24 protein-coding genes are annotated in these 25562 nt (G+C 72.3%); 11 read left to right on the top strand and 13 right to left on the bottom strand.

The window, feature by feature from the left end:
- Nucleotides 1-46 precede the first annotated feature (46 nt).
- A complete protein-coding gene (locus tag QQG74_RS18370) occupies nucleotides 47-1384 on the top strand; it encodes a S8 family serine peptidase (RefSeq protein WP_341715995.1) in 1338 nt (445 codons plus the stop codon).
- A gap of 108 nt (nucleotides 1385-1492) precedes the next feature.
- On the opposite strand, the gene QQG74_RS18365 is transcribed toward QQG74_RS18370, so the two are convergent.
- The 4 genes from QQG74_RS18365 to QQG74_RS18350 form a co-directional block, all read right to left on the bottom strand.
- Nucleotides 1493-2485 (bottom strand): NAD(P)-dependent alcohol dehydrogenase, encoded by a 993-nt coding sequence (locus tag QQG74_RS18365; RefSeq protein WP_341715994.1) that lies wholly within the window; start codon nucleotides 2483-2485, stop codon nucleotides 1493-1495.
- Entirely contained in the window at nucleotides 2482-2706 is a 225-nt protein-coding gene (locus tag QQG74_RS18360) for a helix-turn-helix transcriptional regulator (RefSeq protein WP_341715993.1), read from the bottom strand. Before QQG74_RS18360 ends, QQG74_RS18365 begins: the two co-directional genes overlap by 4 nt.
- On the bottom strand, nucleotides 2700-3128 hold the full coding sequence (locus QQG74_RS18355) for a hypothetical protein (protein ID WP_341715992.1): 429 nt from the start codon (nucleotides 3126-3128) through the stop codon (nucleotides 2700-2702). The genes QQG74_RS18360 and QQG74_RS18355 overlap by 7 nt, the downstream gene beginning before the upstream one ends.
- A gap of 137 nt (nucleotides 3129-3265) precedes the next feature.
- Nucleotides 3266-3763 carry a metallophosphoesterase gene (locus QQG74_RS18350; RefSeq protein WP_341715991.1) on the bottom strand — a complete coding sequence of 166 codons (498 nt, stop codon included), beginning with the start codon at nucleotides 3761-3763 and terminating at the stop codon, nucleotides 3266-3268.
- Between the two features lie 126 nt (nucleotides 3764-3889).
- Between QQG74_RS18350 and QQG74_RS18345 the strand changes: the two genes are divergently transcribed.
- The gene (locus QQG74_RS18345) at nucleotides 3890-4837 is read left to right on the top strand and encodes a hypothetical protein (RefSeq protein ID WP_341715990.1); all 948 of its coding nucleotides are present in this window, start codon (nucleotides 3890-3892) and stop codon (nucleotides 4835-4837) included.
- A 56-nt stretch (nucleotides 4838-4893) separates the two neighbouring features.
- On the opposite strand, the gene QQG74_RS18340 is transcribed toward QQG74_RS18345, so the two are convergent.
- On the bottom strand, nucleotides 4894-5802 hold the full coding sequence (locus tag QQG74_RS18340; RefSeq protein ID WP_341715989.1) for a serine hydrolase: 909 nt from the start codon (nucleotides 5800-5802) through the stop codon (nucleotides 4894-4896).
- Nucleotides 5799-6719 carry a LysR family transcriptional regulator gene (locus QQG74_RS18335; RefSeq protein ID WP_341715988.1) on the bottom strand — a complete coding sequence of 307 codons (921 nt, stop codon included), beginning with the start codon at nucleotides 6717-6719 and terminating at the stop codon, nucleotides 5799-5801. The genes QQG74_RS18340 and QQG74_RS18335 overlap by 4 nt, the downstream gene beginning before the upstream one ends.
- Nucleotides 6720-6854: 135 nt before the next feature.
- Between QQG74_RS18335 and bla the strand changes: the two genes are divergently transcribed.
- Entirely contained in the window at nucleotides 6855-7766 is a 912-nt protein-coding gene (bla, locus tag QQG74_RS18330; RefSeq protein ID WP_341715987.1) for a class A beta-lactamase, read from the top strand.
- Nucleotides 7767-7867: 101 nt separating this feature from the next.
- Here bla and QQG74_RS18325 read toward each other — a convergent pair whose 3' ends face one another.
- Nucleotides 7868-9346 carry a glutamate--cysteine ligase gene (locus QQG74_RS18325; protein ID WP_341715986.1) on the bottom strand — a complete coding sequence of 493 codons (1479 nt, stop codon included), beginning with the start codon at nucleotides 9344-9346 and terminating at the stop codon, nucleotides 7868-7870.
- A gap of 205 nt (nucleotides 9347-9551) precedes the next feature.
- Between QQG74_RS18325 and QQG74_RS18320 the strand changes: the two genes are divergently transcribed.
- A complete protein-coding gene (locus tag QQG74_RS18320) occupies nucleotides 9552-9896 on the top strand; it encodes a DUF3817 domain-containing protein (RefSeq protein ID WP_341715985.1) in 345 nt (114 codons plus the stop codon).
- A gap of 127 nt (nucleotides 9897-10023) precedes the next feature.
- Here the strand turns inward: QQG74_RS18320 and QQG74_RS18315 are convergent, their stop codons facing one another.
- A complete protein-coding gene (locus tag QQG74_RS18315; protein ID WP_341715984.1) occupies nucleotides 10024-10896 on the bottom strand; it encodes an alpha/beta hydrolase in 873 nt (290 codons plus the stop codon).
- Nucleotides 10897-10975: 79 nt separating this feature from the next.
- Nucleotides 10976-11524: a hypothetical protein gene (locus QQG74_RS18310; RefSeq protein WP_341721275.1), complete on the bottom strand. Its 549-nt coding sequence runs from the start codon at nucleotides 11522-11524 to the stop codon at nucleotides 10976-10978.
- A gap of 139 nt (nucleotides 11525-11663) precedes the next feature.
- Here QQG74_RS18310 and QQG74_RS18305 point away from each other — a divergent pair, with 139 nt between their 5' ends.
- The 4 genes from QQG74_RS18305 to QQG74_RS18290 all read left to right on the top strand — a co-directional run bounded on the left by QQG74_RS18305 (nucleotide 11664) and on the right by QQG74_RS18290 (nucleotide 16815).
- Entirely contained in the window at nucleotides 11664-12785 is a 1122-nt protein-coding gene (locus QQG74_RS18305; RefSeq protein WP_341715983.1) for a Vms1/Ankzf1 family peptidyl-tRNA hydrolase, read from the top strand.
- Entirely contained in the window at nucleotides 12778-14088 is a 1311-nt protein-coding gene (locus QQG74_RS18300; protein WP_341715982.1) for a thiamine pyrophosphate-binding protein, read from the top strand. Before QQG74_RS18305 ends, QQG74_RS18300 begins: the two co-directional genes overlap by 8 nt.
- 198 nt (nucleotides 14089-14286) lie before the next feature.
- A complete protein-coding gene (locus QQG74_RS18295) occupies nucleotides 14287-15702 on the top strand; it encodes a hypothetical protein (RefSeq protein WP_341715981.1) in 1416 nt (471 codons plus the stop codon).
- Between the two features lie 234 nt (nucleotides 15703-15936).
- Nucleotides 15937-16815 carry a SigB/SigF/SigG family RNA polymerase sigma factor gene (locus QQG74_RS18290; protein ID WP_341715980.1) on the top strand — a complete coding sequence of 293 codons (879 nt, stop codon included), beginning with the start codon at nucleotides 15937-15939 and terminating at the stop codon, nucleotides 16813-16815.
- A gap of 166 nt (nucleotides 16816-16981) precedes the next feature.
- On the opposite strand, the gene ctaD is transcribed toward QQG74_RS18290, so the two are convergent.
- From ctaD to QQG74_RS18270, 4 genes are all read right to left on the bottom strand, one after another.
- Nucleotides 16982-18985 (bottom strand): cytochrome c oxidase subunit I, encoded by a 2004-nt coding sequence (ctaD, locus tag QQG74_RS18285; protein ID WP_341715979.1) that lies wholly within the window; start codon nucleotides 18983-18985, stop codon nucleotides 16982-16984.
- Nucleotides 18986-19073: 88 nt separating this feature from the next.
- Nucleotides 19074-19802 (bottom strand): ATP-binding protein, encoded by a 729-nt coding sequence (locus QQG74_RS18280; protein WP_341715978.1) that lies wholly within the window; start codon nucleotides 19800-19802, stop codon nucleotides 19074-19076.
- Between the two features lie 122 nt (nucleotides 19803-19924).
- Nucleotides 19925-20155 (bottom strand): hypothetical protein, encoded by a 231-nt coding sequence (locus tag QQG74_RS18275; RefSeq protein ID WP_341715977.1) that lies wholly within the window; start codon nucleotides 20153-20155, stop codon nucleotides 19925-19927.
- Nucleotides 20152-21168: a glucosyl-3-phosphoglycerate synthase gene (locus tag QQG74_RS18270; protein WP_341715976.1), complete on the bottom strand. Its 1017-nt coding sequence runs from the start codon at nucleotides 21166-21168 to the stop codon at nucleotides 20152-20154. Before QQG74_RS18270 ends, QQG74_RS18275 begins: the two co-directional genes overlap by 4 nt.
- 380 nt (nucleotides 21169-21548) lie before the next feature.
- Between QQG74_RS18270 and secA2 the strand changes: the two genes are divergently transcribed.
- From secA2 to QQG74_RS18255, 3 genes are all read left to right on the top strand, one after another.
- A complete protein-coding gene (gene secA2, locus QQG74_RS18265) occupies nucleotides 21549-23843 on the top strand; it encodes an accessory Sec system translocase SecA2 (RefSeq protein WP_341715975.1) in 2295 nt (764 codons plus the stop codon).
- Between the two features lie 369 nt (nucleotides 23844-24212).
- Nucleotides 24213-24953 (top strand): GAF and ANTAR domain-containing protein, encoded by a 741-nt coding sequence (locus QQG74_RS18260; RefSeq protein WP_341715974.1) that lies wholly within the window; start codon nucleotides 24213-24215, stop codon nucleotides 24951-24953.
- Nucleotides 24954-25024: 71 nt separating this feature from the next.
- Nucleotides 25025-25531 (top strand): DUF2231 domain-containing protein, encoded by a 507-nt coding sequence (locus tag QQG74_RS18255; protein ID WP_341715973.1) that lies wholly within the window; start codon nucleotides 25025-25027, stop codon nucleotides 25529-25531.
- The last annotated feature ends 31 nt before the right edge of the window (nucleotides 25532-25562 follow it).

Genomic DNA, 25562 nt, shown 5'->3' with positions numbered 1-25562 from the left:
GCGGAACAGCGGGGACCGCAACGGGGGTCGGCCGGAAGGGCGGCAGATGCGGTTACCGCAGGTCCACTCGCCAGGGCAGATCATCTCACGGCGGCTCGCCGCGACGGCGGTAGCCGTCGCGGTCGCGGCGGCGTCGCTGGTCGGCGTCGCCGCACCCGCGGCGGCGGAGTCCGCCACGATCGTCGGTGCCGGCGCGCCCAGCGCGGTGCCGGGCAGCTACATCGTGGTGCTGAAGGACAGTGTCGTGCTCAGGGACAGCGGCGTGCTGGCGCGGGACGGCCAGGTGCCGCGCGGCACCATGTCCGCAGCGGCTCGTCGCGCGTCCGCAGCGGCGGTCGAGCGGGCCGCAGCCGCGCTGGCCGGCCGGCACGGCGGCACGGTCGAGCACCGCTACGCAGCGGCCCTGCGTGGCTTCACCATCCGGACCAGCGAGGCGGCGGCCAGGCGGATCGCCGCCGACGAGTCGGTGGCCTTCGTCGAGCAGAACCGTCGGGTGCGGTTGGCGGACGCCGCGACATTCGCCACCCCGTCGGGTACGCAGCCGAACCCGCCGTCGTGGGGGCTGGACCGGGTCGATCAGCGCCAGCTGCCGTTGGACAATTCGTTCAGCTACCCTTCCTCGGGCGGGCAGGGCGTGCACGCGTACGTCATCGACTCCGGCATCCGTTTCACCCACCAGGACTTCGGCGGCCGGGTCGTCAACGGCATCGACGTGGTGGACGGTGGTGCCGCGGACGACTGCTACGGACACGGTAGCCACGTCGCCGGCACCCTGGGCGGCACGACGTACGGGGTCGCCAAGAACGTCACCCTGGTCGCGGTGCGGGTCTGGGCGTGCGACGCCACCGGCGACATCGCCACGACCACCCAGGCGATCGACTGGGTCACCGCGAACGCGCAGCGTCCCGCCGTGGCCAACATGAGCTTCGGCCTGTTGACCTCGCTCAACCCCGGCGCCTACGAGGTCGCGACCACCGGGTTGATCAACTCGGGGGTGACCGTGGTCGCCTCGGCCGGCAACGACGCCGGCGACGCCTGCTCGAAGACGCCGGCCTTCATTCCGGCGGTGCTCACCGTCGGGTCGACCTGGTCGGACGACGGTGCCGCCTGGCTGAGCAACCAGGGTCCGTGCGTGGATCTGTTCGCCCCCGGACAGAGCATCGTCTCGGCCGGATACGTCAACGACACCGCCGTGGCGACGAGGACCGGCACCTCGATGGCCGCGCCGCACGTGGCCGGTGCCGCCGCCCTGATCCTCGCCGCGAATCCGACCTGGACCCCGGCCCAGGTACACGCCCAGGTGCTTGCCGACGCGACACCGGGGGTGGTCTTCGAGACCCGGCCCAACACCACCGACAAGATGTTGTACGTGCCGTCCTCCTGACCGAGGCCGGCCTCGTCGCCACCGCCCTGTTGCCGGTCTCGCCGAGCCCGGTGCGGTCCCACCCGGTGTCGGGCCGGGTGGGACCGCCAGGCCACGTCGGCCCACGGGTCAGGCGTCGTGCGGGTCGACGGTGATGACGACCTTGCCGGCGGGGCGGCCGTCGGTGAAGTGGCGCAGTGCCGCCGCCGCCTCGGTGAGCGGATAGCTGCGGTCGACCGGTGGGATCAGCGCACCGGAGCCGACGAGGTCACTCAACTCGTCGAGATCCTCGGTGCGTTCCACGGCGCTGACGGCGCGCAGCCGTTGGCGGAGGACTGTGGACAGCAGCGGCGCCCCGAATATCTGCCGGCCGTATCCGCCGAGCAGCGGGCCCTTGGTCCAGTCGCCGCCGACCATCGCCAGCGTTCCGCGCGGGGTGAGCGCACGCCGCAGCAACGACAGTGGGCGGTTGCCGCCGGTGTCGATGACCACGTCGTGGACCGGACCGTCCCGGTCGATCTCCGCACGGGTGTAGTCGAGCACGTCGTCGGCACCGAGGGAGCGGACGAACTCGGTCTTCTCCGGGGCGCAGACTCCGGTCACGCTCGCCCCGTACGCCTTGGCGATCTGCACGGCATGGGCGCCGACGCCGCCGGAGGCGCCGATGACCAGCACCCGGTGACCAGGGCGCACCTGGCCGCTGTCGCGGACCGCGCGCAGCGCCGTCATCCCGGAGACGGGCATGGCGGCGGCCTGCGCGAAGGACAGGTTGGCCGGCTTGTGGGCCAGCCGCTTCTGGTGGGTGGCGGTGAACTCGGCGTACGAGCCGCGCAGGGAGGTGCCGTACACCTCGTCGCCGGGCCGGAAGCGGGTCACCCGGGCACCGACCTCGGTCACCACGCCGGCCAGGTCCCGGCCTCGTACCGGCACCCGGGGTCGGCGCAGCCCGGCCGCGAGTCGCACCAGGTAGGGGCGCCCGACCATGAAGATCAACACTCCGGGGTCGACCGCGGCGGCGCGTACCGCGACCAGCACCTCCTGGTCGCCGGTGCGCGGCCGTTCGACGTCGCGCAGCCGGAGTGTCTCTGTGCTGCCGTAGGCGTCCTGCACGATCGCCTTCACGATGCCTCCTCGGGGTACTGGAACACCTCGTCGAGCCGTACGCCGAACGCGCGGGCGATGCGGAAGGCCATCTCCAGCGAGGGGGAGTAGCGACCCTGTTCGATGGCGATGACGGTCTGCCGGGTCACCCCGATCCGGTCGGCGAGTTCGGCCTGGGTCATCTCGTCGCGGGCGAAGCGCAGCGCCCGGATGTTGTTGGTGACGCGGGTCGGTTTCACCACTGCGGCACGCCCTTGCGGTAGGTGATCACCTTGGCCAGCGAGCCGACGACCGCCGACAGCACGAAGCACAGGTAGATCACGTTGGCGATCCAGAACCAGTGCCACTGCGCCATTGCCATGAGCATCGCCGACACCGCGCCGATCGCCACGAACGCCTGCCCGACGCGGTCACCGAGGCGCCCGATCTCCCGGTCCCGGTCGTCGGTGACCCGGGAGGCTCGTGGGTTCAGCACGCCCATGCCGATTTCGGCCAGGATGCTCGCCACCATGGCCCCGCCGATCGTCCACAGCATCGCCGCGACGTACGGCGTCGTGGTCAGCGAGCCGCCCTCGGTCCGGCTCAGCAGCACGGCCGCGTAGCCGGTGTAGGCGACCAGGCTGACCATCAGCATGATCCAGGCGCGTTTCTCCTCGTGCGTCATGACCGGCTCCCCATGTAAAGAATCCTTGACACACGAAGAGTAAGACATCTTCGACATCGTGTCTAGAAACTTTTACATCGCCTCGCATGGGCGACCGCAGCGGAGGCAAACGGCTGGTCGGCCCCGGCCGACCGGGGCTACCGCGGCACCTGGTGCAGGGTGACGGCGTCGAGCCGCCCGCCGGCCACCTCGGCGGTGAGGTACGTCGCGTACGGCTGACGCCGTCGGTCCGTCGGCGAGCCCGGGTTGAGCAGCCGCAGGCCGCCGGGTGCCTCGCTGTCCCAGGGGATGTGGGAGTGCCCGAAGACGAGCAGGTCGCAGTCGGGGAACCGGGCCGCGCAGCGGCGCTCCCGGCCGCTGGCCGGACCGGTCTCGTGCACCACCGCGATGCGCACACCGGCGACGTCCGTGCGGGCCACTTCGGGTAGCCGGGCACGTAGCTCGGGGCCGTCGTTGTTGCCGTGGACGCCGATCAGCCGGGCGCTGCGCCGCTCCAACTCGTCGAGCAGTGCCGCGCTGACCCAGTCGCCGGCATGGATCACCAGGTCGGCGGTGTCGACCGCAGCCCACAGCCCGGGCGGCAGGTCACGGGCACGTTTCGGCAGGTGGGTGTCTGCCATGATGACCAACCGCACCGGGTAAGCGTAGTCCCGCACCCACCCCGACGGCCGGAGCCGGAAGCCCGCCGCCGACTACGCCAGCGACACCGGCCCGGGTTTGGCGCGGCCGGGCCCTTGCGCCGGGTTCGTCAAATGGATCACGTGACCGACGACATCGAACACCGGCTTTCCGTGGCGGCCGAGGCGCTCCGCGAGTACGAGGTGACCACGCACCGGGTCGCGGACCTGCGCGCCCGGGTCGACGAACTGGCCGGCCGGGTCGCGCAGCTGCGCGAGCAGTGCGTGGCCGAGGAGAAGGACGTCGCCCGGCTGGAGGGTCGCTCGCTGACCCGGGTGCTGGCCTCGCTGCGCGGCGCGCGGGACGACCTGCTGGCCCGGGAACGGGCCGAGGCCGACGCCGCCCGGTACCGCGCGGCCGAGGCCGCGGCCCGTCTCGACGCGCTGCGGCGGGAGCACGAGGCCGCGTGCGCGCGGCTCAATCAGCTCGCCGGGGCCCCGGACGCGTACGCCGCCGTGCTCGACGCGAAGGAGCAGCACCTGACCGGCACCGGCGACCCGCGCGCCGCGCGGCTGCTGGCCCTGGCCGACCAGCGTGGCCGGCTCACCGGCGAGCTGCGTGAGGTGGCCGAGGCCGATCAGGCCGCCCGCGCCGCCCAGCAGGCCCTGGAACAGGTGCAGCGCAAGCTGGACAGCGCCTCGGGCTGGTCGACCTATGACACCTTCTTCGGCGGCGGGATGGTGAGCAGCGCGCTCAAACACTCCCGCCTGGACGACGCGGCGCAGGCCGCCGCCCACGCCGAGCGGTGCCTCGCCGCGCTGCGTACCGAACTCGCCGACGTGCCCGGCATCGACGTGATCGCGCCCCGACTTGCCGTCGGCAGCCTGACCCGGTTCGTGGACATCTGGTTCGACAACATCTTCACCGACCTCGCGGTGCGGGAGAAGATCACGCAGGCCGTGCACCACGTCGAGCAGTGCCGGCGGTTGGTGAGCGACGTGCGGGTCCGGTTGGCGCAGCGGGCCGCCCGGGACCACGCCAGCCTCGGCGCGATCGAGGACGAGCGTAAGCACCTGCTGGCCAGCGGCTGACCTGCCGGCCACCGGCGAGCCGCGCCGCAGCCGGGTGATCCGCCGAACCCACTGGGTCAACGGTGGGTGGCCCGCAGGGCATCGTGCAGTTCCCGCGCCACCTGCGCCAGCGCCGCCTCCGCCTGCGGCTGCACCGCCGCCGGCACCGTCGACTCGCTCAGCGCGGCCACCGCGTACGCCTGTCCGTCGGCATGTTCCACCACGCCGACCTCGTGCCGCAGGTTGAGCAGGGTGCCGGTCTTCGACGACCAGCGGGAGGCGTCGGAGCTGAAGTCCGGGGCGAGCCGTTGCCGCAGCAGGTTGTCGCCCATCAGCTCGCGTACCCGGGCGGCGACCGGTGCCGGGATGCGCGACGGGCGCCATAGGGCGTGCAGCAGTTCGACGAAGGCACGCGCCGAGCCGGCGTTGGCCCGGCCCACGTCGAGCTGGGGGACGGGATGGCCCTGACCGGCGGTGGTCGCGGACGCGGCGAGGGAGTGCGCGAGGTGCACCTCGTCCGGGGCGAACCGCTCGGCCGGCGTGTCGGTCAGGTCCCGGGTGCGGTGCCGGACGCTGATCCCGTCGATGCCGAAGCGGCGCAGCGTGGCGGCGACCTCCCCCGGCGGGGTGAGGCTGAACAGCGCGTCCGAGGCACCCTCGTCGCTTATCGCCACGCTGAGATAGAGCAGGTCGTCGATTGCCACGGTGGCCGGGTGCCGGAACCGGCTCAGCCCGGTCGGACCCGGTGTCCGCACCCGGCCGGGCGGCACCGTGACCGGGGTGGCGCCGTCGAGTTCGCCGCGTTCCAGCCGCTCCACGGTGGCCAGCGCGAGCGGCACCTTCACCAGCGACGCGACCGGGAGGACGACGTCGGTGTCGAGCCCCAACTCGTCACCGGTGTCCAGGTCGCGGACCAGGATGCAGCCGCGCAGCCCGGCCTCGCGCAACGTCTCCCGAGCGGCGCGGAGCAGCCGACCGACGGTCATGCCCGCACCCGCCGGCCGTGCGCCCGGGACTCCCCGGGCACCCGCTCCGCCGCCCCGAGACACCGGCCGACGGCGGTGTGCAGCACGCCGCGGAGCCGCTCGGCGTCCTCGCGTACACCGGCGGTCACCTGGTAGCCACGGACCGGCCGCAGCTCGCCGAGGGGCCGCCAGTGCAGGCCGAGTTCGCGGGCCTCGGCGGGCGAGCAGAGCATCAGGTCGGAGCCGGCGAGGGCCTCGGCGGCGGCGTCGACAATCGACGCCGCGACCGCCACCTGGGCCGGTTGCAGCCCAGCGGCGTCGCGCAGCCGGGTCAGCGGGTCGCGCACGTGCGGCACGTCGTCCTCCGGCGCGATCCACACCCGGCGTCGTCGGGTGCGCCGGTCGGCGCGCGACGCGCGCAGCGTCTCCAGGTGCACCACCTCGACGCCCGGGTCGGCGCCGCTGGCCAGACCCAGCGGCACCCGCCACGCGGCCTCGTCCGACGGTACGCAGACCAGCGCGGCGCGCACCTCGAAGCTCTGGCGCAGCCGGGCCCGTTCCGCCGGCTCGGCCCGGCGCAGCTCCAGGTTCAGCTCGTGCCGGCGGGCCTCGACCACCAGGGCGGCCAGCGATCGTGGCGCGCAGACCGCCGGTACGGCCAGCCGGAACGGCCGCAGCCGGGCGCGTTCGGCGTCGTGTTCCATCGCCTCGGCCAGGTCCACGATCCGCCGGGCCGAGTGGAGCATGTCCCGCCCGAACGGGGTGAGCGTGACGCTGCGCGACGTCCGGTCGAACAGTTGCCCGCCGAGATGCCGCTCCAGCGCGGCGACCCGGCGGCTCGCCACCGACTGGGGAATGCGGGCGACCGACGCGCCGACCGTGAAGCTGCCATGGGTGCCGACCGACACGAACGCCCGACAGGCCGCCACCAGATCCACCCCATGATCCTATGCCGAAACAGCATCACTGCCGCCCTCGGCGTCTTCGACAGCATGGGTGAGCGCTGCGAGCCTGGTTACCGGCTGCCCGGGAAGGTCTCCGGGTCGCCGGGACGACCGACGGAAGGACCAGTCTTGACCAGCACCACCCGCCGTACCCGAATCCGTGCCCTCGCCGCCGCGTTGGCGCTCGGCCTGCTCGCCGGATGCTCACCCGGCACCCCCGCCGCGCCCGCGTCGCCGACTGCCGCGTCGCCGTCCGCCGCGCCGGTGGTCGTCGACTTCGCCCCGCTGGAGCAGCAGTACGACGTCCGGCTCGGGGTGTACGCGATCGACACCGGCACCGGGCGCACCGTCGAGCACCGGGCCGACGAGCGCTTCGCGTACGCCTCGACGTTCAAGGCCCTGGCCGCCGCCGCGGTGCTCGCCGCCACCTCCACCGAGGAACTGGACCAGATCGTCACCTACTCCCGCGACGACCTGGTCACCTACTCGCCGATCACCGAGCAGCACGTGCAGACCGGCATGTCGCTGCGGGCGATCGCCGACGCGGCGGTGCGCTACAGCGACAACACCGCAGGCAACCTGCTGCTCGACCGGCTCGGCGGCCCGGGCGGCTTCAAGCAGGCACTGCGCGACATCGGCGACGAGGTCACCGAGCCGGCGCGCTGGGAGACCGCCCTCAACGAGGCGACCCCGGGCGACACCCGCGACACCAGTACCCCCCGCGCGTTGGCCACCTCGCTGAGGACGTACACCGTCGACGACGCGCTCGCCGCCGAGGACCGCGTGGTGCTTGTCGACTGGCTCAAGGGCAACACCACCGGCGACAAGACGATCCGGGCCGGCACCCCGGACGGCTGGCAGGTGGGCGACAAGACCGGCTCCGGCGGCTACGGCACCCGCAACGACATCGCCGTGATCTGGCCGCCGGACCGGGCGCCGATCGTGCTGGCCGTACTCTCCAGCAAAACCGACAAGGACGCCGAGTACGACGACACCCTGCTCGCCCACGCCGCCGAACTGACCCTCACCGCCCTGCGGTGAAAGGAAGGGCCCCCTTTTAACGCCTCGTGTATAGGAAGGGCCCCTTCTTAACAAACCAGCGTTAAGAAGGGGCCCTTCCTTCGGCGCGGACGTGGGGTGGGTCAGGGGATGGGCCACTCGTGGACCGGGCGGTTGGTGTTCATCAGCTCCACGTAGTGCCGGACCACCTCGCGCAGCGCCTCCGGCCGGTCCAGCTGGTCGGTCGACTCCAGCCGGTGCAGCGTCGCCACCTGCCAGCTGGCCCCGTTGCGGCCGGTCAGGCAGCGCTGCTCGATGATGCCGAGCAGCCGGTCCCGCTCGCCCGGGTCGAGCCCCCAGCGGTCCAGGCCGTGGTGGGCCAGCGGCAGCAGGCGGCGCAGCACCAGCTCGGTGACCGGCAGGTAGCCCAGGCCCGGCCAGAAGACGTGCGCGTCGATGCCGTGCCGGGCGCAGGTGTAGAGGTTTTCCTCGGCGGCGCTGAACGACATCTGTGACCACAGCGGACGGTCCGACTCGGCGAGCGCGCGAACCAGCCCGAAGTAGAACGCCCCGTTGGCGACGGTGTCCAGCACGGTCGGCCCGGCGGGCAGCACCCGATTTTCCACCCGCAGGTGAGGGCGGCCCCGCAGCACGTCGTAAACCGGGCGGTTCCAGCGGTAGATGGTGCCGTTGTGCAGCCGCAACTCGGCAAGCGTCGGCACCCCGCCGGCGGCGAGCGTCTCGGCCGGCTCCTCCTGGTCGCAGACCGGCAACAGCGCCGGGAAGTAGCGGACGTTCTCCTCGAACAGGTCGAACACCGAGGTGATCCAGCGTTCGCCGAACCAGACCCGGGGGCGTACCCCCTGGGTTTTGATCTCCTCGGGCCGGGTGTCGGTGGCCTGTTGGAACAGCGGGATCCGGGTCTCCCGCCACAGCTCCCGACCGAAGAACAGCGGCGAGTTGGCGCCGACCGCCACCTGGATGCCGGCGATGGCCTGGGCGGCGTTCCAGTAGTCGGCGAACTGGTTCGGGCCGACCTGGAGGTGGAACTGGGTGCTGGTACAGGCCGCCTCCGGGGTGATGGTGTCGGCGGTGACCGACAGCCGCTCCACCCCGTTGATCGCGATCCGCAGGTCCTCACCGCGGGCGGCGAAGATCTGTTCGTTGAGCAGGGTGTAGCGGGGGTTGGCCGAGAGCGTGGCCGCGGTCAGGTGCTCGGGCCGCACGGTGGGCAGGATGCCGATCATCACCAGCTGCGCGCCGACCGTCCGGGCCCGCGCGTCGGCCGAGTTCAAGCTGGCCCGTACGTCCTGCTCGAAATCGGCGGTGCCGGTGCCGGTCAGCCGCCGGGGTGGCACGTTGATCTCGATGTTGAACTGGCCGAGCTCGGTCTGGAAGTTGGGATCGGCCACCGCGCGCAGCACGTCGGCGTTGCGCATCGCCGGCATCGAGTCCCGGTCGACCAGGTTCAGCTCGATCTCCAGCCCGGTCATCGGCCGGTCGACGTCGAACCGGGATTCGCGCAGCATCTCGGCGAAGACGTCGAGACAACGCCGTACCTTCTCCCGGTAGCGGGCTCGATCCTGGCGGCTGAAGGTCTGCACGCCGACTTGCTCGCCCATGGTCACCACCCTGTCACCGCTGGTACCCCAAACGTTGCACGTCCATGCCTTTCGGCGCAGCTCCGAGCGTCCGGTTGTCCACCATTCGGCTTGCCAGCACCCCCGGCGGGCGATTTCGCCAGGTGGCTGCTCCGGTCGGGCGTAGGGTGACGCCGGTCGCGTCGGTGCGCCGCACCGCCGCGAACCGCCCGACGGCACCGATAGCATGGCCGGCGTGCGTGAGAAGGTGACCCGGCTGTTCGTGGTGGGCGCGATCGCTGAGGCGATCTCCTGGGCCGGCCTGCTGGCCGGCATGGCGGTCAAGTACGGCCCGCCCGGCAACGAGGTGGGCGTGCAGATCTTCGGGCCGATCCACGGCGCGCTCTTCGTGGCGTACGGCGTGCTGGTGCTGGCCGTGGCCCGGGTGCACCGGTGGGGCGTGCTGACCACCGTGGTGGCGCTTGCCTGCGCGGTGCCGCCCTTCGCCACCCTGGTCTTCGAGCGTTGGGCTCGTCGGCGCGGCATGCTCGACGTCGCCGAGCCGGCCCGCGAGCCGGCCCCGGTCGGCTGACCGCACGTCAGGCTGCGAGCCGGCCCGCTACGTCGGCCCGCGAGCCGGTCTGCGAGCTGGCCCGCTACGTCGGCCTGCGAGCTGGCCCGCTACGTCGGCCTGCGAGCCGGCCTGCGGTCGGCTGACGTCACGCTGGTCCGGTGCCGGCGAGGAAGGTCAGCAAGGTCTCGGCCAGCTGCTGCGGAGCCTGCTCGGCCATGTGGTGGCCGGACTCGATCGGCGCGGCCCGTACGTCGTCGGCCCAGTCCCGCCAGATGGCCGCCGGATCGCCGTACAGCTCCACCATGTCGTCGCGGGTGGACCAGCAGAACAGCACCGGGCAGCCGATCCGCCGCCCGGCGGCCCGGTCGGCGTCGTCGGCCGCCCGGTCCGGTCCGAAACCGGCCCGGTAGTCCTCGCACATCGCGTGCACGGTGGCCGGGTCGTGGATGGCCCGGCGATAGTCCTCGTACGCGGCCTGGCCCTGCTCGTCGGGGGAGCCGCCGTACCAGGCGTCCGGATCGGCGTTGATCAGCCGCTCGGCGGGCTTGTCGAGTTGGCCGAGAAAGAACCAGTGCCACCAGCGGGCGGCGAACCGGGCGTCGCAGCGGGCCAGTGCCTCGCCGATCGGGATCCCGTCGAGCACCCCGAGGTGGCTGACCCGGTCCGGGTGGTCCAGGGCGGTCCGCATCGCCACGTACGACCCCCGGTCGTGACCGACCACGGCCGCGCGGTGGTGACCGAGCGCGTCCAGCAGCCCCACCACGTCGGCGGCCATCGCCCGCTTGGCGTACGTGGCGTGGTCCGGCGTGCTCGGTGGCTTCGACGAGCCGCCGTAGCCGCGCAGGTCGGGGCAGATCACCGTGTGGGTGGCGGCGAGGCGGGGCGCCACCCGGTGCCAGGTCGCGTGGGTACGCGGATGCCCGTGCAGCAGCACCACCGGTGGCCCGGAACCGCCGTGGCGTACCCGCAGCCGCACCGGGCCGACGTCGATCTCGTCCAGCGCGAATCCGGGGAACATGCGGCACGCGGTGCCCGCCGCGGTCGACCCGGAAACCTCGGGCGGCTCGTCGCCCGCCGGGTCTGTGGCCCGATGCCGGTCAGGTCAGCGTGGCGCAGGCGGCCAGTCCGGCGAGCAGCAGGACGCCAAGCACGGCCTGGAGCAGCAGCGGCGGGCCGAGGTGCGACCACATCGTGGCGGTACGCGGTCGCAGCAGTTGCCCGGTGGTCAGGTTGACGATCCGTTCGATCTTCGGCGCCAGGTCGGGGTCGCCCTGGTCGCGCAGGGTGAGCTGGACGTGGTCGGCCGGGTGCAGGGCGCTCTGCGGCAGGTGCCCGTGCAGCTCGACCTCGTACGTGCGGCCGTCGGCGTCGCGCAGTCGGATCGGGGTGACCAGGAACTCGGGGCCCTTCTTGAGCTCCTTGAAGCTGCGTCGGCCGGTGCCGGAACCGGCGGAGAGCAGGGCCCGGACCAGCTTGGCGAGCAGCCCGACCACTCCGGCGGCGGCGAGCACCACCACCAGCACCGGCTGGCCCACGCGTACCTCCCGTGGGTAGCCGTCCATCAGGCGGACGACCTGGGCGGTGAGGATCCGGCCAGTCGGGTGCAGAGCACGCCGGGAGTACGATGTCGCGTCCATGATCACCACCCACTGTTCGCGTACGGACACAGATAGTATCGATTCTCCGAGTTGAACGGCATGAATGAACAGCGGTCACGCGATGGCTGGCAGGTGACAAGTGCGGGGGCGCGGGTAAGCGGTGGGCCGAGCTGGAAAGGGGTCGAGCATGCAGCTGTCCTTCCTGCGCCCGCTCTACCAGCGTCCGGGGCCGTGGTGTTCGGTCTATCTGGACGCCTCGCTGGACACCGAGGACGCCCACCCGGCACTCGATCTGCGCTGGCGTGGCCTGCAACGGCAGCTGGCGGAACAGGGCGCCGACGAGCCGACCGTCGCCGCCATCGACCGGGTGGTACGCGGGCACGACCCGATGCCCGGCGACTACGGGCTGGCGGTCTTCGGCACCGGGGGACACGTGGTGCTCTCCGAGTACCTGCACGCCCCGCCGCGCCGCGATCTGGCCGCGTACGATCCGCTGCCGCATGTGATGCCGTTGCTGGCCCAACGGGGTGAGCAGGTGGCGTGGGTGCGGGTGCTGGCGGACCGTACCGGTGCCGACGCGATGTCGGTGAGCGCCGGTGGCGTACCGCGGCGGGCCCACGTGGTGGGTCGGGAGAGCTACCAGCTGCGCCGGGTCAAGCCGGGCGGCTGGTCGCAGTCGCGTTACCAGCGCGCCGCCATGGAGGCGTGGCACCACAACGCCGGTGACGTCACCGCCGCCACCGTGGAGCTGGCCGAACGGGTCGGCGCCGAGGTGGTGGTGGTCGCCGGTGACGTGCGGGCCACCGGCATGATCGCCGCGCAGATGCCGGAGCGCTGGCAGGACCTGGTGGTCCGCACCGACGCGGGGTCGCGGGCCGGCGGTGCCGACCAGACCCTGCTCGACGACCTCACCGTGCAGACCATCGCCGAGGTGGCCGACCAGCGGGTCACCGCCGCGCTGGACCGCTTCGGCATGCAGGAGGACGTCGGTGCCGGGCTCGACGCCGTGGTGGCCGCGTTGCAACGCAACCAGGTCGACACGATGCTGATCGTGGACGACCCGTCCGCGAACGGTGAACTCTGGATCGGTCCGGCGGCCACCGACATCGCCCTCGACCCGGCACAGTTGGTCGCCGTCGCCGACCCGCCGCAACGGGTCCGCGCCGACGCCGCGCTGGTCCGTGCGCTGGTCGGCACCGACGCCGAGCTGACCGTGCTCGGCCCGGACGAGGCACCGGAGCTGGTGGACGGGGTCGGTGCGGTGCTGCGCTACGTCGACCCGTCCACCCCGGGACGGGGCGGTGCCTGACCGCAGCGGGGCGCAGGCGCTCGTCGCGCGGTTGGCGGCCTGGCGGGTACCACGGGTCTTCGGTCAGCCGGGCGAGGCGGTCGCACCACTTGTCGAGGCGTTGACGGCGGCCGGTGGCGAGCCGGAGTTCGTACCCACCCGGCACGCGGAGAGCGCCGCGTTCATGGCCGCCGGGCACGCCCGGCTCACCGGCGGTCTCGGCGTCTGTCTGGCGCCACCGGGTCCGGGCGCGTACGGGCTGCTCAGCGGCTTGGAGGCGGCCTGGCGGCCGGGTCTGCCGGTGCTGGCGATGGTGGGCGCGGACGACCCACCCGGTGACCCCGAGGCCGACCGGCCCGCCGCTCCGGAGGTGCGGGTCGAGCGCCTGTTCGCGGTACGGGTCGAGCGCCTGTTCGCCGGGCTCTGCCGGCATGTGCGGTACGCCGCCGAGGCGGGCCAGGTCGCGCAACTTGTCGACGAGGCGGTCCGGTACGCGGCGACCGGCGCCGGACCGGCCTGCCTGGTGCTGCCCCGGCACACCGCACCCGACCCCCCGTCCGCGACCGACTGGCCGGCAAACTCCGGCCCACTCGAACCGGAGCTGACCCGGTCCGGGCTGGCCGGGTCCGAGCTGCCCGGGTCCGGGCTGGCCGGGTCCGGGCTGACCCGGTCCGGGCTGACCGGGCCGGGGCTGACCGGGTCAGGCCCGCTCGAACCAGAGCTGGCCGGGTCGCTGCTCGATGTAGGGCTGGTGCTCGACGAACTGTCCGTCCGGCTGCCGGCTCGGGGCAGCGTGGTGATCGACGGCGATTCGATTCTCACCGGGTACGCCCGGCACCTGCACCCACGGTCGGGACTCGCCGTCGGCGACACCCCCGCCGGCGGCGCGCTGCCGTACGCGGTGGCCGCCAAGCTGGCCGACCCGAATCAGCCGGTGCTTGCCCTGACCGGCGACGCCGGCATGCACCCGCACGGCCTGACCGAACTGGTCACCGTCGCCCGGCGCTGGCCGACCTGGCCCGATCCGCGCCTGGTGGTCGTGGTGCTCAACACCCGCACCGAAGCCGGGTACCGGCCGGGGACCGACGACGTGCCCTACGCCGGCTGGGCTCGGCTGCTCGGCCTGCACGGCGTACGGGTGGACCGGTCGCGGTTGGTGGGGGCCGCCTGGGACGCGGCCCTAGCCGCCGACCGCCCCTGCGTCCTGGAGATGGTCCTCGACCGAGCCCACCGCCCCAACCTCGCCGATCTTGCACTTCTGGTCGCCCCGAAAGCTGATAAAAGGCGTGAAACGGCGACCGAAAGTGCAAGATCGCCGTGGTAGGGGAGTGCGGGTGGGGGAGTGCGGGTGGGGGAGTGCGGGTGGGGGAGTGCGGTGGGGCGGGGTGGGCGGGATTTGGCGTGGACGGCGGGGTGGCCGCGATCCGCTGGTTGATGCCGTTCGGTGAGAGGATGCCCTGTTTAACCCGCATCGAGGCGGGAAGCCCGCCGCGTGGCGAGCGAACGAGGCAGGGTGGATCCGGTGCGCAAGGTGCGCCCAGGGCTGACGGCTGAGGGTGCCGGCCTGGCCGGCGACCGGGTGGTGGCCGCCGGCAGCATCGCCCGGACCCTCGTCGCGGCCATCGCCCGCGCGCTGCGCGGCACCGACTGCGCCGATCTCGGTCACACCGGCCCGCCGGTGTCCCGCTTCGCCGGCACGCCCGAGCCGGTCCGCCGGGCGGTGGCCACGCGGGCCGTGGGCCGGGTCGCCCTCACCGCCGGGCAGGCGGCCGAGGTGGACGCCGAACGGGTCGCCCGCTGGTTCGCCGACCAGTACCCCTGCCGCCGCTACCCGGGCGTGCTGGTGGGCTCGCCGCACGGCGCCGCCGCACATCTGGCGGTGGCGCTCGGGGTGCCCTGGCTGCCCGCCGGGTTCGAGATGATCGCGCACTGGCCGCAGGGCGCGGTGGAGCACCCCCGCGCGGCCCTGGACCACGGTGCCGGGCTCGCCGGGCGGCTGCTCGCCGGCAACCCCGACCTGCACCTTCGCCAGGTGCACTGCCCGGCCAGCCGGGGTGCCCTCGCCGGTGCCACGGTGCTGCTGACCGCCCGCTGGCGTCGGCTGCCGACCGCGTACCGCCGGTTCCTGGCCGAGCGGCTCGCCCCCGGTGCGCCGGTGCTGGTGCTGCGCGACGGCCGCACCTGGCCGGTGCTGGAGACCGCCGACGGGCACAGCTTCCAGGTGGGCTGTCCGGGCAGTGGGCTGGATCCGGTGGATTTTCACCCCGACAGCCACGCGCTGCGGCAGGTGTTGCGCTCGGCCGGTGGCAACCGTACGCACTGGGAGCTGCCGGAGATCGGCGCCGCGCCCGCCGCTGCCGAGCACGCGGTGGAGTCCGGTTTCGAACTCGACGTCCGGGAGTGGACCGCGCGGCACACCCACCGGCTGCGTCGCCTGGTGTTCCCGGCCCCGGAGGTGCTCAGCGCCGCCATCGCCGACCTGTACCGGCACTGGCTGCGGGCCGCCGGTAAGACCGGCGACCGGCTGGTGGTCGAGTGCGGCCGGCTGCTCGACCCGTGGCAGGTGCTCCGGGCCGGCCTGGTGCCGTACTGGTGCGAGAACGCCACGCGCCGCAGCGTCGAGCAGGTGGAGTGGTGGTTGGCCGGCAGCGGCGCGTTCAGCTCGGTGGACGTGCTGCCGGAGCCGCCGGGCGTACGCTCGCCGGCGCTGGCCGGTCTGCCGCAGTGGCTGGCGGTGGCTGGGTTCGGTCGACGCCGCCGGGCGCTGGACCGTACCGCCGCCCGGGGGTACCCGGTCACCTCGGTGCCCACCCGCCGGGCCACCGAAGTGCTCCGTGCCCAGCCCTGCGACCTGCCCGTCCCGCCGCCGCTGGAGGTGGCGGACGCGCTCGCCGTGCTGCGGGACATCGGCACCCGCGAGGGCCTGCTCGTCAGCTAGACAGACTGGCAACCGCAGGGCTGGCGAAACATCCTCGCGAACCCGCGATCCCGTGATTGAGTACCTACGGAGCGGGAACACCGCCGGCTGCGACAGGCTGATCACCTTGGCGTGGCATGGCGCCGTCGCCCGCTGGCATCCCAGTCACGTAACCCACGCACAGGCCCGTGCGTGCCCACGCACGTGCCCGGTGTTCGGCGAATCCGGGCGGGGTCCTTCCTGAGGGAGGCGCGGATGTTCGGACAGACCAGCACGACCACACCACCACCGACCGATCGGGGACTTGAGGATCTGGACTCGGCGGCACTGGCGTACGCGGCGCGGATCGAAGGTCTGCCGCCCGAACGGCGCCAGGAGGCACGCGACGACCTGGTGCGCTTCGCGTTGCCGTTCGCGGGCCGGCTGGCCCGGCGGTACCGGGGGCGCGGGGAACCGCTCGAGGATCTGGAACAGGTGGCCCGGCTGGGCCTGGTCAACGCCGTCGACCGGTACGACCCGGAACGTGGTTCCTTCACGGCGTACGCCGCGATCACCATCGTGGGTGAGATCAAGCGGCACTTCCGGGACCGGACCTGGGGCGTACACGTGCCCCGTCGGCTGCGTGACCTGATCCTCGAGGTCGGCCAGGCGACGGCGGCCTTGACCAGCGAACTGTCCCGGGCGCCCACGGTCGCCGAGTTGTCGAAGCGGCTGGAGACCCCGGAAGAGGAGATCCTCGCCGCGCTGGAGTCGGCGGCCGGGTACAGTCCGGCCTCGCTCAACGCCCCGGTGGGCGGGGAGAGTTCGGCCGAGTTCGGTGACCTGGTCGGCGAGTCCGACATCGCGCTGGAATCGGTGGACGACCGGGTGACCGTCAGCGGCCTGCTGCACCGGTTGCCCTGGCGGGAGCGGCGGATCCTGGCGATGCGGTTCTACGGCAACCAGACCCAGGCCGAGATCGCGGCCCGGTTCGGCATCTCGCAGATGCACGTGTCACGGCTGCTGTCGCGGGCGCTGACCTGGCTGCGCCAGGCGATGCTTGCCGACACACCGCCGCCCTGGCAGAACGGCCCCGCCGAGTCCGAGTCGAAGACGAAGGAACCCGGGCCGGTGTCGTCGTCCCGGGTCCGTTGACCGCCCGGCCCGGTGCCGGGTTGGTCGAGGCAGACCTCGGTCTGCGCCTGCTGGAGCCGGCCTGCTGATCTGCGGCCGGTGCCGGGGCGGACCGACTCGGCGTGGCCGGTCGGCCGGGCGGCGCCGCGGCGTGGCCGGTCGGCCGGGCGGCGCCGCGGCGTCCGGTTCAGTTCTCCGGGGTGTCGCCGTGCCCGCGCGGATGCCGCCACCGGTCGTTGGGCTGCGGGCTGCGTTCCCCACCCAACGGGTTCTGCTCCGGCTCGTCGGTCTCCTCGAAGCTCGGCCGGCGAATCTCTTCCGGATCCGGCACCTCGATGGGCCGCGCCCCGGACTGCGGCGTGGGTTGGTACGCGACGGCTTCCCGGGCACCGTGCGCGCCTTCGGCGCTTGGCGACTCGCGCGGATGCGGCTCGCGGTGGAACTCCTCGTGCAGTTCCTGCGGCGGGCGGGTGGCGCGTTGTGGCAGGTCGCGCCCCAGATCGGAGACGAGCTCGCCGTACTTGGCGTCGAAGGCCGGGCGCTCGGAGCGGATCCGGGGCATCCGGTCGAAGTTGCGCAGCGGTGGCGGACAGGTGGTCGCCCACTCCAGCGAGTTGCCGAAGCCCCACGGGTCGTCCACCGTCACCAGCTCCCCGAACCGCCAGGACTTCCAGGCGTTCCAGATGAAGAACAGGGTGGACGCGCCGAGTACGAAGGCGAAGATGCTGGAGATCGTGTTCAGCGTGGTGAAGCCGTCGGTGGGCAGGTAGTCGGCGTAGCGCCGAGGCATGCCCTCGTTGCCCAGCCAGTGGTGCACCAGGAAGGTGCCGTGGAAGCCGATGAACATGGTCCAGAAGTGCAGCTTGCCGAGCCGCTCGTCGAGCAGCCGTCCGGTCATCTTCGGCCACCAGAAGTAGAAGCCGCCGAAGAGCGCGAAGACGACCGTACCGAAGACGACGTAGTGGAAATGCGCGACCACGAAGTAGGTGTCGTGGGTGTGGAAATCGGCCGGTGGGGCGGCCAGCAGCACGCCGGTGAGCCCACCGAGCAGGAAGGTGACCAGGAAGCCGATGGCGAACAGCATCGGCGTCTCGAAGGTGAGCTGTCCCTTCCACATGGTGCCGATCCAGTTGAAGAACTTCACCCCGGTCGGTACGGCGATCAGGTAACTGAGGATGCTGAAGAACGGCAGCAGCACCTGGCCGGTGGCGAACATGTGGTGTGCCCAGACCGTCATGGAGAGCACGGTGATGGCGATGGTGGCCAGCACCAGGCCGGTGTAGCCGAAGATCGGTTTACGGGAGAAGACCGGAATGATCTCGGTGATGACGCCGAAGAACGGCAGCGCGATGATGTAGACCTCGGGATGCCCGAAGAACCAGAACAGGTGCTGCCAGAGCATCGGCCCGGCGGTGTCCGGGCTGTACACGTGCGCGTCGAGCAGCCGGTCCGCCGACAGCGCCAGCAGCGCGGCGGCCAGCAGCGGGAAGACGAGGATCACCAGCACGCTGGTGAAGAGCATGTTCCAGGTGAAGATCGGCATCCGGAACATGGTCATGCCCGGTGCGCGCAGGGTCAGGATCGTGGTGATCAGGTTGACCGCGCCGAGAATGGTGCCCAGACCGGACACCACCAGACCGATCACCCACATGTTCGCCCCGACGCCGGGAGAATGCTGGGCGGTGCTCAGCGGCGTGTAGGCCGTCCACCCGAAGTCGGCCGAGCCCTGTGGCGTCAGGAAGCCGCCGATCACCATCAGCCCGCCGAACAGGTACAGCCAGTACGCCAGGGCGTTCAGCCGGGGGAACGACACGTCCGGCGCGCCGATCTGGATCGGCACGATGTAGTTGCCGAACCCGAACGCCGCCGGGGTGGCGAACAGCAGCAGCATCACCGCGCCGTGCGAGGTGAAGAGCTGGTTGTACTGCTCGGCGGAGAGCAGCTGCAACCCCGGGCGGGCCAACTCGGCGCGGATCAGCATCGCCTCGACCCCGGCCACCAGGAAGAACGCGAACGAGGTGAGCAGGTAGAGCAACCCGATCTGCTTGTGATCGGTGGTGGCCAGGAATCTGATCAGCTTTCCGCCCCGGACGGGTTCGCGCAGTGGGCCGGGGTAGCCGCCGAACCGGGCCGGCGCCAGGATGGCCGGGCCCCGGTCCTGTCCGGATTCGGAGGTAACCCGCTTGGCCATCAGTGCTCACCCCGCTGGAGGACGTAAAAGGACGGGCGTGGCTACCCGCCCCGCCGACCATGTAACCAGGCGGAAGAGCGAAATTCGGTCAATTCGCCGGCAGTGTGGCCCAGATGGCCTTGCCGTCGCCGGCCGGCGCACTGCCCCAACGCTCGGCCAGCTCGCGGACCAGCAGCAGGCCCCGGCCGCCCTCGTCGCGCAGCCCGGCGTGTCCGGGTCGGGCCGGCCGCTGGCTGCCGTCGATCACCGCCAGCTGCAACCACGGCCGCCGCAACGTCACGGTGACCTGCATCGGCGTACGGGCGTGCCGGACCACGTTGCCTACCAGTTCGCTGAGCACCACCGAGGCCGGCCCGACCGCCTCCGGCAGATTCCACCTGGCGCAGGCGTCGGCGACCAGTTCCCGGGCTCGCCGGCAGGCCGCCGCCACCGGCTCCAGGCGTATCCGGACCCGGGGGACCGCCGCCGCGCCCGCCACCCGGGTCGCCTCGGTGCAGGTGGATCGGAGCGGCAGCACCCGGCAGACAGCCGACGCGGCAAGCTGAGCGGAGGTGTCGGGCTGCGGTGCGCAGAACACCATCGGCACCGCCGGCCAGTCCTCGGCACGCCGGGCCGCGGCGGCGAGGACCGACACCGCCAGGCTGTCGCGTACGGTCAGCCCGGCCAGGTCGACCACAAGCGCGTCGGGCTGGCGGGCCAGGCACCGGTCCAGCAGCGCGTACGCCTCGCGCATGCTCGTCAGGTCGAGGGTGCCGGTGAGGGCGACGACGGTGACGGGTGACCCGTTCCGTACCTCGCAGCTGATCCGGCCCGCCATCTCCGCCCTCGTCTCGCGCCCGCCCGGGAATCTGCCGACTGCCCGCCATCTCTTGCGAGCCTGCCAACTACCCGGCGCGAGACCGGGTGAAACCGTGCGGTCGGGTGCCGGACGACGCCGGATCAGGCCGCCCGGAGCGGGGCTGCGGCCTGGCCGAGGCGAGGTAGTTGGTGGTAGCGGGCGAGGTAGCGGCGAGCCATCACCGCCGGAGCGCCGGCGGAGACGCCGTTGACCCGGACCCGGTCGCCGCCGTCGAATCCGCCGTACAGCTCGGGATGCGGTGAAACCCATCGTGGCGCGCCTCCCCCTCGGCGAAACGGTGACCGGCGCCGCCCGCCGGCCCGGTCGGTCACGCCGCGGTGACCCGCCGACGCGGCAGCAGGTGCCGCAGTTCGGCCAGGGGTGGCCGCTCCGCCACCGAGACGTCGCTGACGACGATCTCCCGGTCCAGGTTCGGCAGGGCGTCCGAGCCACCCCGCCGGAACTGGGTCAACAGGGGCGTCGGCAGCAACTCCGGATTCGCCCAGCCCCGCCGCTGCAACCGCGACCAAACGGTCAGCATGATCTGGGCGGACATCCGGCCCAGCGCCGCGGTGTCCTGGTGCCGGTGCTTGCGCTCGCCGAGGTCGACCTGGGCCAGCGCGTCCAACCCGACCAGTTCGAGCAGGTCGATGAGCATGGCGGTCTCGACGCCGTACCCGGAGACGAAGGGCACCCGCGCGAGCACCTCCCGGCGGCCCGCGTACTCGCCGCCGAGGGGTTGCACGAAGCCGGCCAGTTCCGGCCAGAACAGGTTCAGCACCGGCCGGGCCATCAGCTCCGTCACCCGGCCGCCGCCGTCGGCCTCCACACCGCTGGTGCTGATCAACGGCCGGTGGTAGAAACCCTTCACGAAGTCGACCGAGGGGTCGGTGAGCAGCGGTCCGAGCAGCCCGGTGACGAAGTGCGGCCGGAACTCCCGCAGGTCGGCATCGACGAAGGCGACCACGTCGCCCTCGGCCGCGGCCAGCCCGGCCCAGAGCGCGTCGCCCTTGCCGGTCAGCCGGGGCAACCCACGGGTCATCGCGTCCTGGCCGACCACCTCGGCGCCGGCGTCCCGGGCCACCTGGACGGTGCGGTCGGTGGAGCGTGAGTCGACCACGATCAGTTCGTCGACAAGCGGCACCCGGTCCATCAGGTGCTCGCGGATGGTCGACACGATGGCGCCGACGGTCGCCTCCTCGTTGCGCGCCGGCAGCACCACGCTGACCCGGGTCTCCCCCTTGGCGCGCAACAGCCGCCGGGTCGGCCAGTCCGCCTGGGAACTGGTCCGATAGGTGGCCCACGCCTCGACCACGGGCGAGACCAGAGATTCAGTGTTCCGCACAGGCACCCCCTGATGGCGGGAAGACCGAGAGATGGATTTCCCAGCACCCCGCACGCTAACCGGATCCGTCTTCCCAGCTTGATCAGCACCCTGCTCCCGGCACGTTCCCAACGGATGAACGTTTGATTGCGACCGGCTCGGGCAGGCGTCCGGACCCGCAGGGTACGACCGCCCGGGAGGGCGCGGAACCGGCCGGCGGCGCGAGAACGGTCTCTAGCCCCACCCACCCGCGCCCCCGCGATCTTGCACTTTTGGTCGCGGGAATACACTTTTTGTCCTGGTTTGTTGGGGCGGAAACTGCAAGATCGCGGAGATTCGGGGGTGCGGGAGCGGGTGGGTGGGACGCTCAAGATCCGTTTGTTCGCGTACCGTTGCGGCTCATGGGTGTGTCGCAACGGTTGAAGACCAGGTTCCGCCGATTCCTCCAGCGCCCGGGGACCACGGTCGACCTGGCCCCGCTGGAGAAGCTGCTGCCGGCGATCGAGGCACGTGAGGAAGAGATCTCGGCGTTCGACGATGCCGAGCTCACCGAGGCGGCCGGTGCGGCGACGAGCTACGAGGAGATCTGCGCGATCGGCCGCGAGGCCGCCCGACGCGGCCTCGATCAGCGGCCGTACGACGTGCAGCTGCTCGGCGCGATGTCGCTGCTCTCCGGCAAGGTCGCCGAGATGGCCACCGGTGAGGGCAAGACGCTTACCGCCGCGATCGCCGCGTACGGGCACGTTCGGCTCGGCAACGGCCCGGTGCACGTGCTCACCGTCAACGACTACCTGGCCCGCCGTGACGCCCAGTGGATGGAACCGGTCTACACCCTGCTCGGGATCACCGTTGGCTGGGTCAACGAGGCGTCCACGCCGGTCGAGCGGCGGGCCGCGTACGCCTGCGACGTGACCTACGTGGCGGTGAGCGAGGCCGGCTTCGACTTCCTGCGCGACCAGCTCGTCACCGACATCGAGGACCGCGTCCAGCCGCCGCTGCGTACGGCGATCGTCGACGAGGCCGACTCCATCCTGATCGACGAGGCCCGGGTGCCGATGGTGCTGGCCGGCTCGGTGCCCGGCGAGCAGGATCCGGTGCACGCCGCCGCCGCGCTGGTGCGTGGGCTGCGCAAGGGCCGGCACTACACGGTCGCCGAGGACGGTCGCAGTGTGGCGTTCACCTCCGCCGGGCTGGCCGCCGTCGAGGCCAAGCTCGGCATCGACCTGTACGACGAGGAGCACGTCGAGCAGCTCTCGGCGGTGAACGTGGCGCTGCACGCGCACGCCCTGCTGCACCGGGACGTGGACTACATCGTCCGGGACGGCACCGTCGAGCTGATCGACGAGATGCGTGGCCGGGTCGCCCAGCGGCGGCGCTGGCCGGACGGACTCCAGGCGGCGGTGGAGGCCAAGGAGGGGCTGGACGCCACGGCCGAGGGTGAGGTGCTCGGCACCATCGCGGTGCAGGCGTACATCAACCTCTACCCGAAGGTGTGCGGGATGACCGCCACCGCGGTGCTCGTCGGCGACCAGCTCCGGGAGTTCTTCGGCCTGGAGGTCGCGGTGATCCCGCCGAACACCCCGTGCGTACGGGTGGACGAGCCGGACCGCATCTACGCCACCCGGGCGGAGAAGGAGGAGGCGCTGATCGACGAGATCAAGCGCTGCCACGCCGACGGGCGGCCGGTGCTGGTGGGCACCCTGGACGTCAAGGAGTCCGAGCAGCTGGCCGCCGGGCTCAACGCGGTAGGTGTGCCGTGCGTGGTGCTCAACGCCAAGAACGACGACGAGGAAGCGGCGATCATCGCCGAGGCCGGCGCGTACGGTGCGGTCACCGTCTCCACCCAGATGGCCGGCCGGGGCGTGGACATCCGGCTCGGCGGCAGCGACCAGGCCGACCGGGACCGGGTGGCCGAGCTGGGGGGCCTCTACGTGATCGGCAGCGGCCGGCACGACAGCCGCCGGGTCGACGACCAGCTGCGTGGCCGGGCCGGCCGGCAGGGTGACCCGGGTGGCTCGGTCTTCTTCGTCAGCCTGGAGGACGACCTGGTCGTCCGGCACGCCGGTGACACCGTGCCGCCGTCGCCCCGGATGAACGCCGACGGCCTGGTCACCGACGCGCAGGTGGACTACGCCGTGGAGCACGCGCAGCGGGTCGCCGAGGGCGTCAACCACGAGATCCACCGCAACACCTGGCGCTACAGCGTGGTGATCGAGCAACAGCGCAAGGCACTTGCCGAACGCCGCGAGCGGCTGCTGACCAGCGACATCGCCGCGCTGATGCTGCTGGACAAGATGCCGGAGAAGGCCGGCGAGATGGACGAGGACCTGCTGGCCCGGGTGGCCCGGTCGATCGCGCTCTACCACCTCGACCGGCTCTGGGCCGAGCACCTGGCCGAGCTGTCGGAGGTCCGCGAGGGCGTGCACCTGCGTGCCCTGGGCCGGCTCGACCCGCTCGACGAGTTCCACCGGGCTGCGGTGCCGGCCTTCACGAACCTGGTCCCCGAGATCGAGACGCGCACCCTGGCGACCTTCGAGGAGACGGAGTTCGACGAGGACTGGGAGCCGGACGCGGCGAAGCTGGTCCGGCCGAGTGCGACCTGGACGTACCTCGTGCACGACAACCCGTTCGGCTCCGAGTTGGACCGGCTGATCGCCTCGGTCGGCCGCCGGCTCAGCGGCGCGGGCGCACGCTGACCGAGACGCCGCCGATCGTCGCGGTAACCGGTTGCCGAGTCGAGTCGCGGTAACCGGTTGCCGGGCCGACCGGTTGCGGGCTGATCGGGTGGTGGTCGCGGTGCGGTTTCTTCGCGGCTGGGACGTGCCCTCCTGGCGGTGGTCGTACCCTGGATGGGCCCCGGTTTGCACCGTTTCGACCCTTGTTCGGGTGGGTAGTAGGGCGAGTCCACGTGGTCCGGGGGCGCCCCGGTTCGGGTGGATCGGGTCTGCGCGACGCCAGCAAGCGGATCACCCCTGGTGCGCCGGCGCGCGGCGACGCGCAGTACCGGATGAGTCGAGGAGGAGACAGGTGACGACGCAGGCCGGTCGTACGGGGGCTGAGGACCGGTGAACCTGGACGCCAGTCCACCGTTTGTGGAGACGCTCGGCGTGCTGGAGACCGCCGCCCTGCTGCGGGAGTTGACCGCCGGGCTGCTCGCCATGGAGGACTTCGACGAGGCGCTCGCCGCGCTGGTCCGGATCACCCGGGATGCGCTGGTCGGGGTGAGCTGGTGCGGGTTCACCGCGCTGCGGGCCGGCGAACCGGCCGGGGTAGCCGCCTCCGACAGCCGGTTCAGCGGGCTCGACGACCTGCGCTACGGCGCGGACACCCCGGCGATGGACGCGATCCGGCGGCGGGAGATGGTCGGTGCCGAGGACCTGGACGCCGAGCGGCGCTGGCCGGACTGGACGGCCCGCGCACGCGAGTTGGGCGTACACGGGGTGATCTCGGCCCCGGTCGACATCGACGAGCAGGTCATCGGCGCGGTGAACCTCTACGCCGGTGAGTCCGACGCGCTCACCACCGGCCATCAGTTGACCGCGATGCTGCTCGCCGAGCACGCCGGCCTGCTGCTCGCCGCTGTGCGCGACCGCCAGCGACGGGCCGCGCAGGCCGGCGAGCAGGACGCCGCGCTGCTCGGCGACGGCGTGATCGGCCAGGCCGTTGGGGTGATCATGACCCAGCGTGGCTGCCCGGCCGAGGACGCCCTCGAGGTGTTGCGCAGCGCTGCGGAGTCGCTGTCCATCCCGTTGCGTGAGGTGGCTGAGCGGCTGGTCAGCACCGTCTCCCGGCCCCGCGACAACTGAACCGTCGTTTCACCCGGCTGGCACCCGGGTAGCACCCTGGGCTGTTGGGCTGATTCGATCCCAGGGGGGACATGACGATGCAGAGCCGGCTGCGGGTGCAGGGGCATCCGATTCAACCCATGCTGGTGACCTTTCCGTACGGGCTCTTCGTCTGCGCGACCATCTTCGACCTCGCCGACGTGGCCGGCGGCCCGGCCTTCCTCGGCGAGGTCGGCTACTGGACGGCGGTGGCCGCCCTGGTGACGGCGGCGTTGACCGCGGTGGCCGGCATGGTCGACCTGTGGGACGTGCCGCCCGACCGCACCCGCCGCACGGCGATCAGCTTCAACGTCGTGAACGCGGGCATGGCCGGGCTGTTCCTGCTCTCCTGCCTGATCCGGGCGGACGCGGCGAACCGCGGCGCCACCCCGGCGCTGCTGGTCGTCGAGATGCTCGCCCTGGCCGTCGGTGGGGTGGGCGTACACCTCGGTGCGCGGCTGATGCGCCACTTCGAGGCCAGTCCCGAGGCGACGAGCGTCGAGGTGGTACGCGGTGGCGTCGACGCCCCCACCGTCGAGGTGGTCCGTCCCCGCCCGTAGAGCGCGCGTGCTCGGCGGGAAAAGGCGTTGC

Origin of the sequence: Micromonospora sp. FIMYZ51, assembly GCF_038246755.1 — a bacterium.
Classification (GTDB): domain Bacteria; phylum Actinomycetota; class Actinomycetes; order Mycobacteriales; family Micromonosporaceae; genus Micromonospora.
This window is presented reverse-complemented; position numbering and strand designations above follow the sequence as displayed.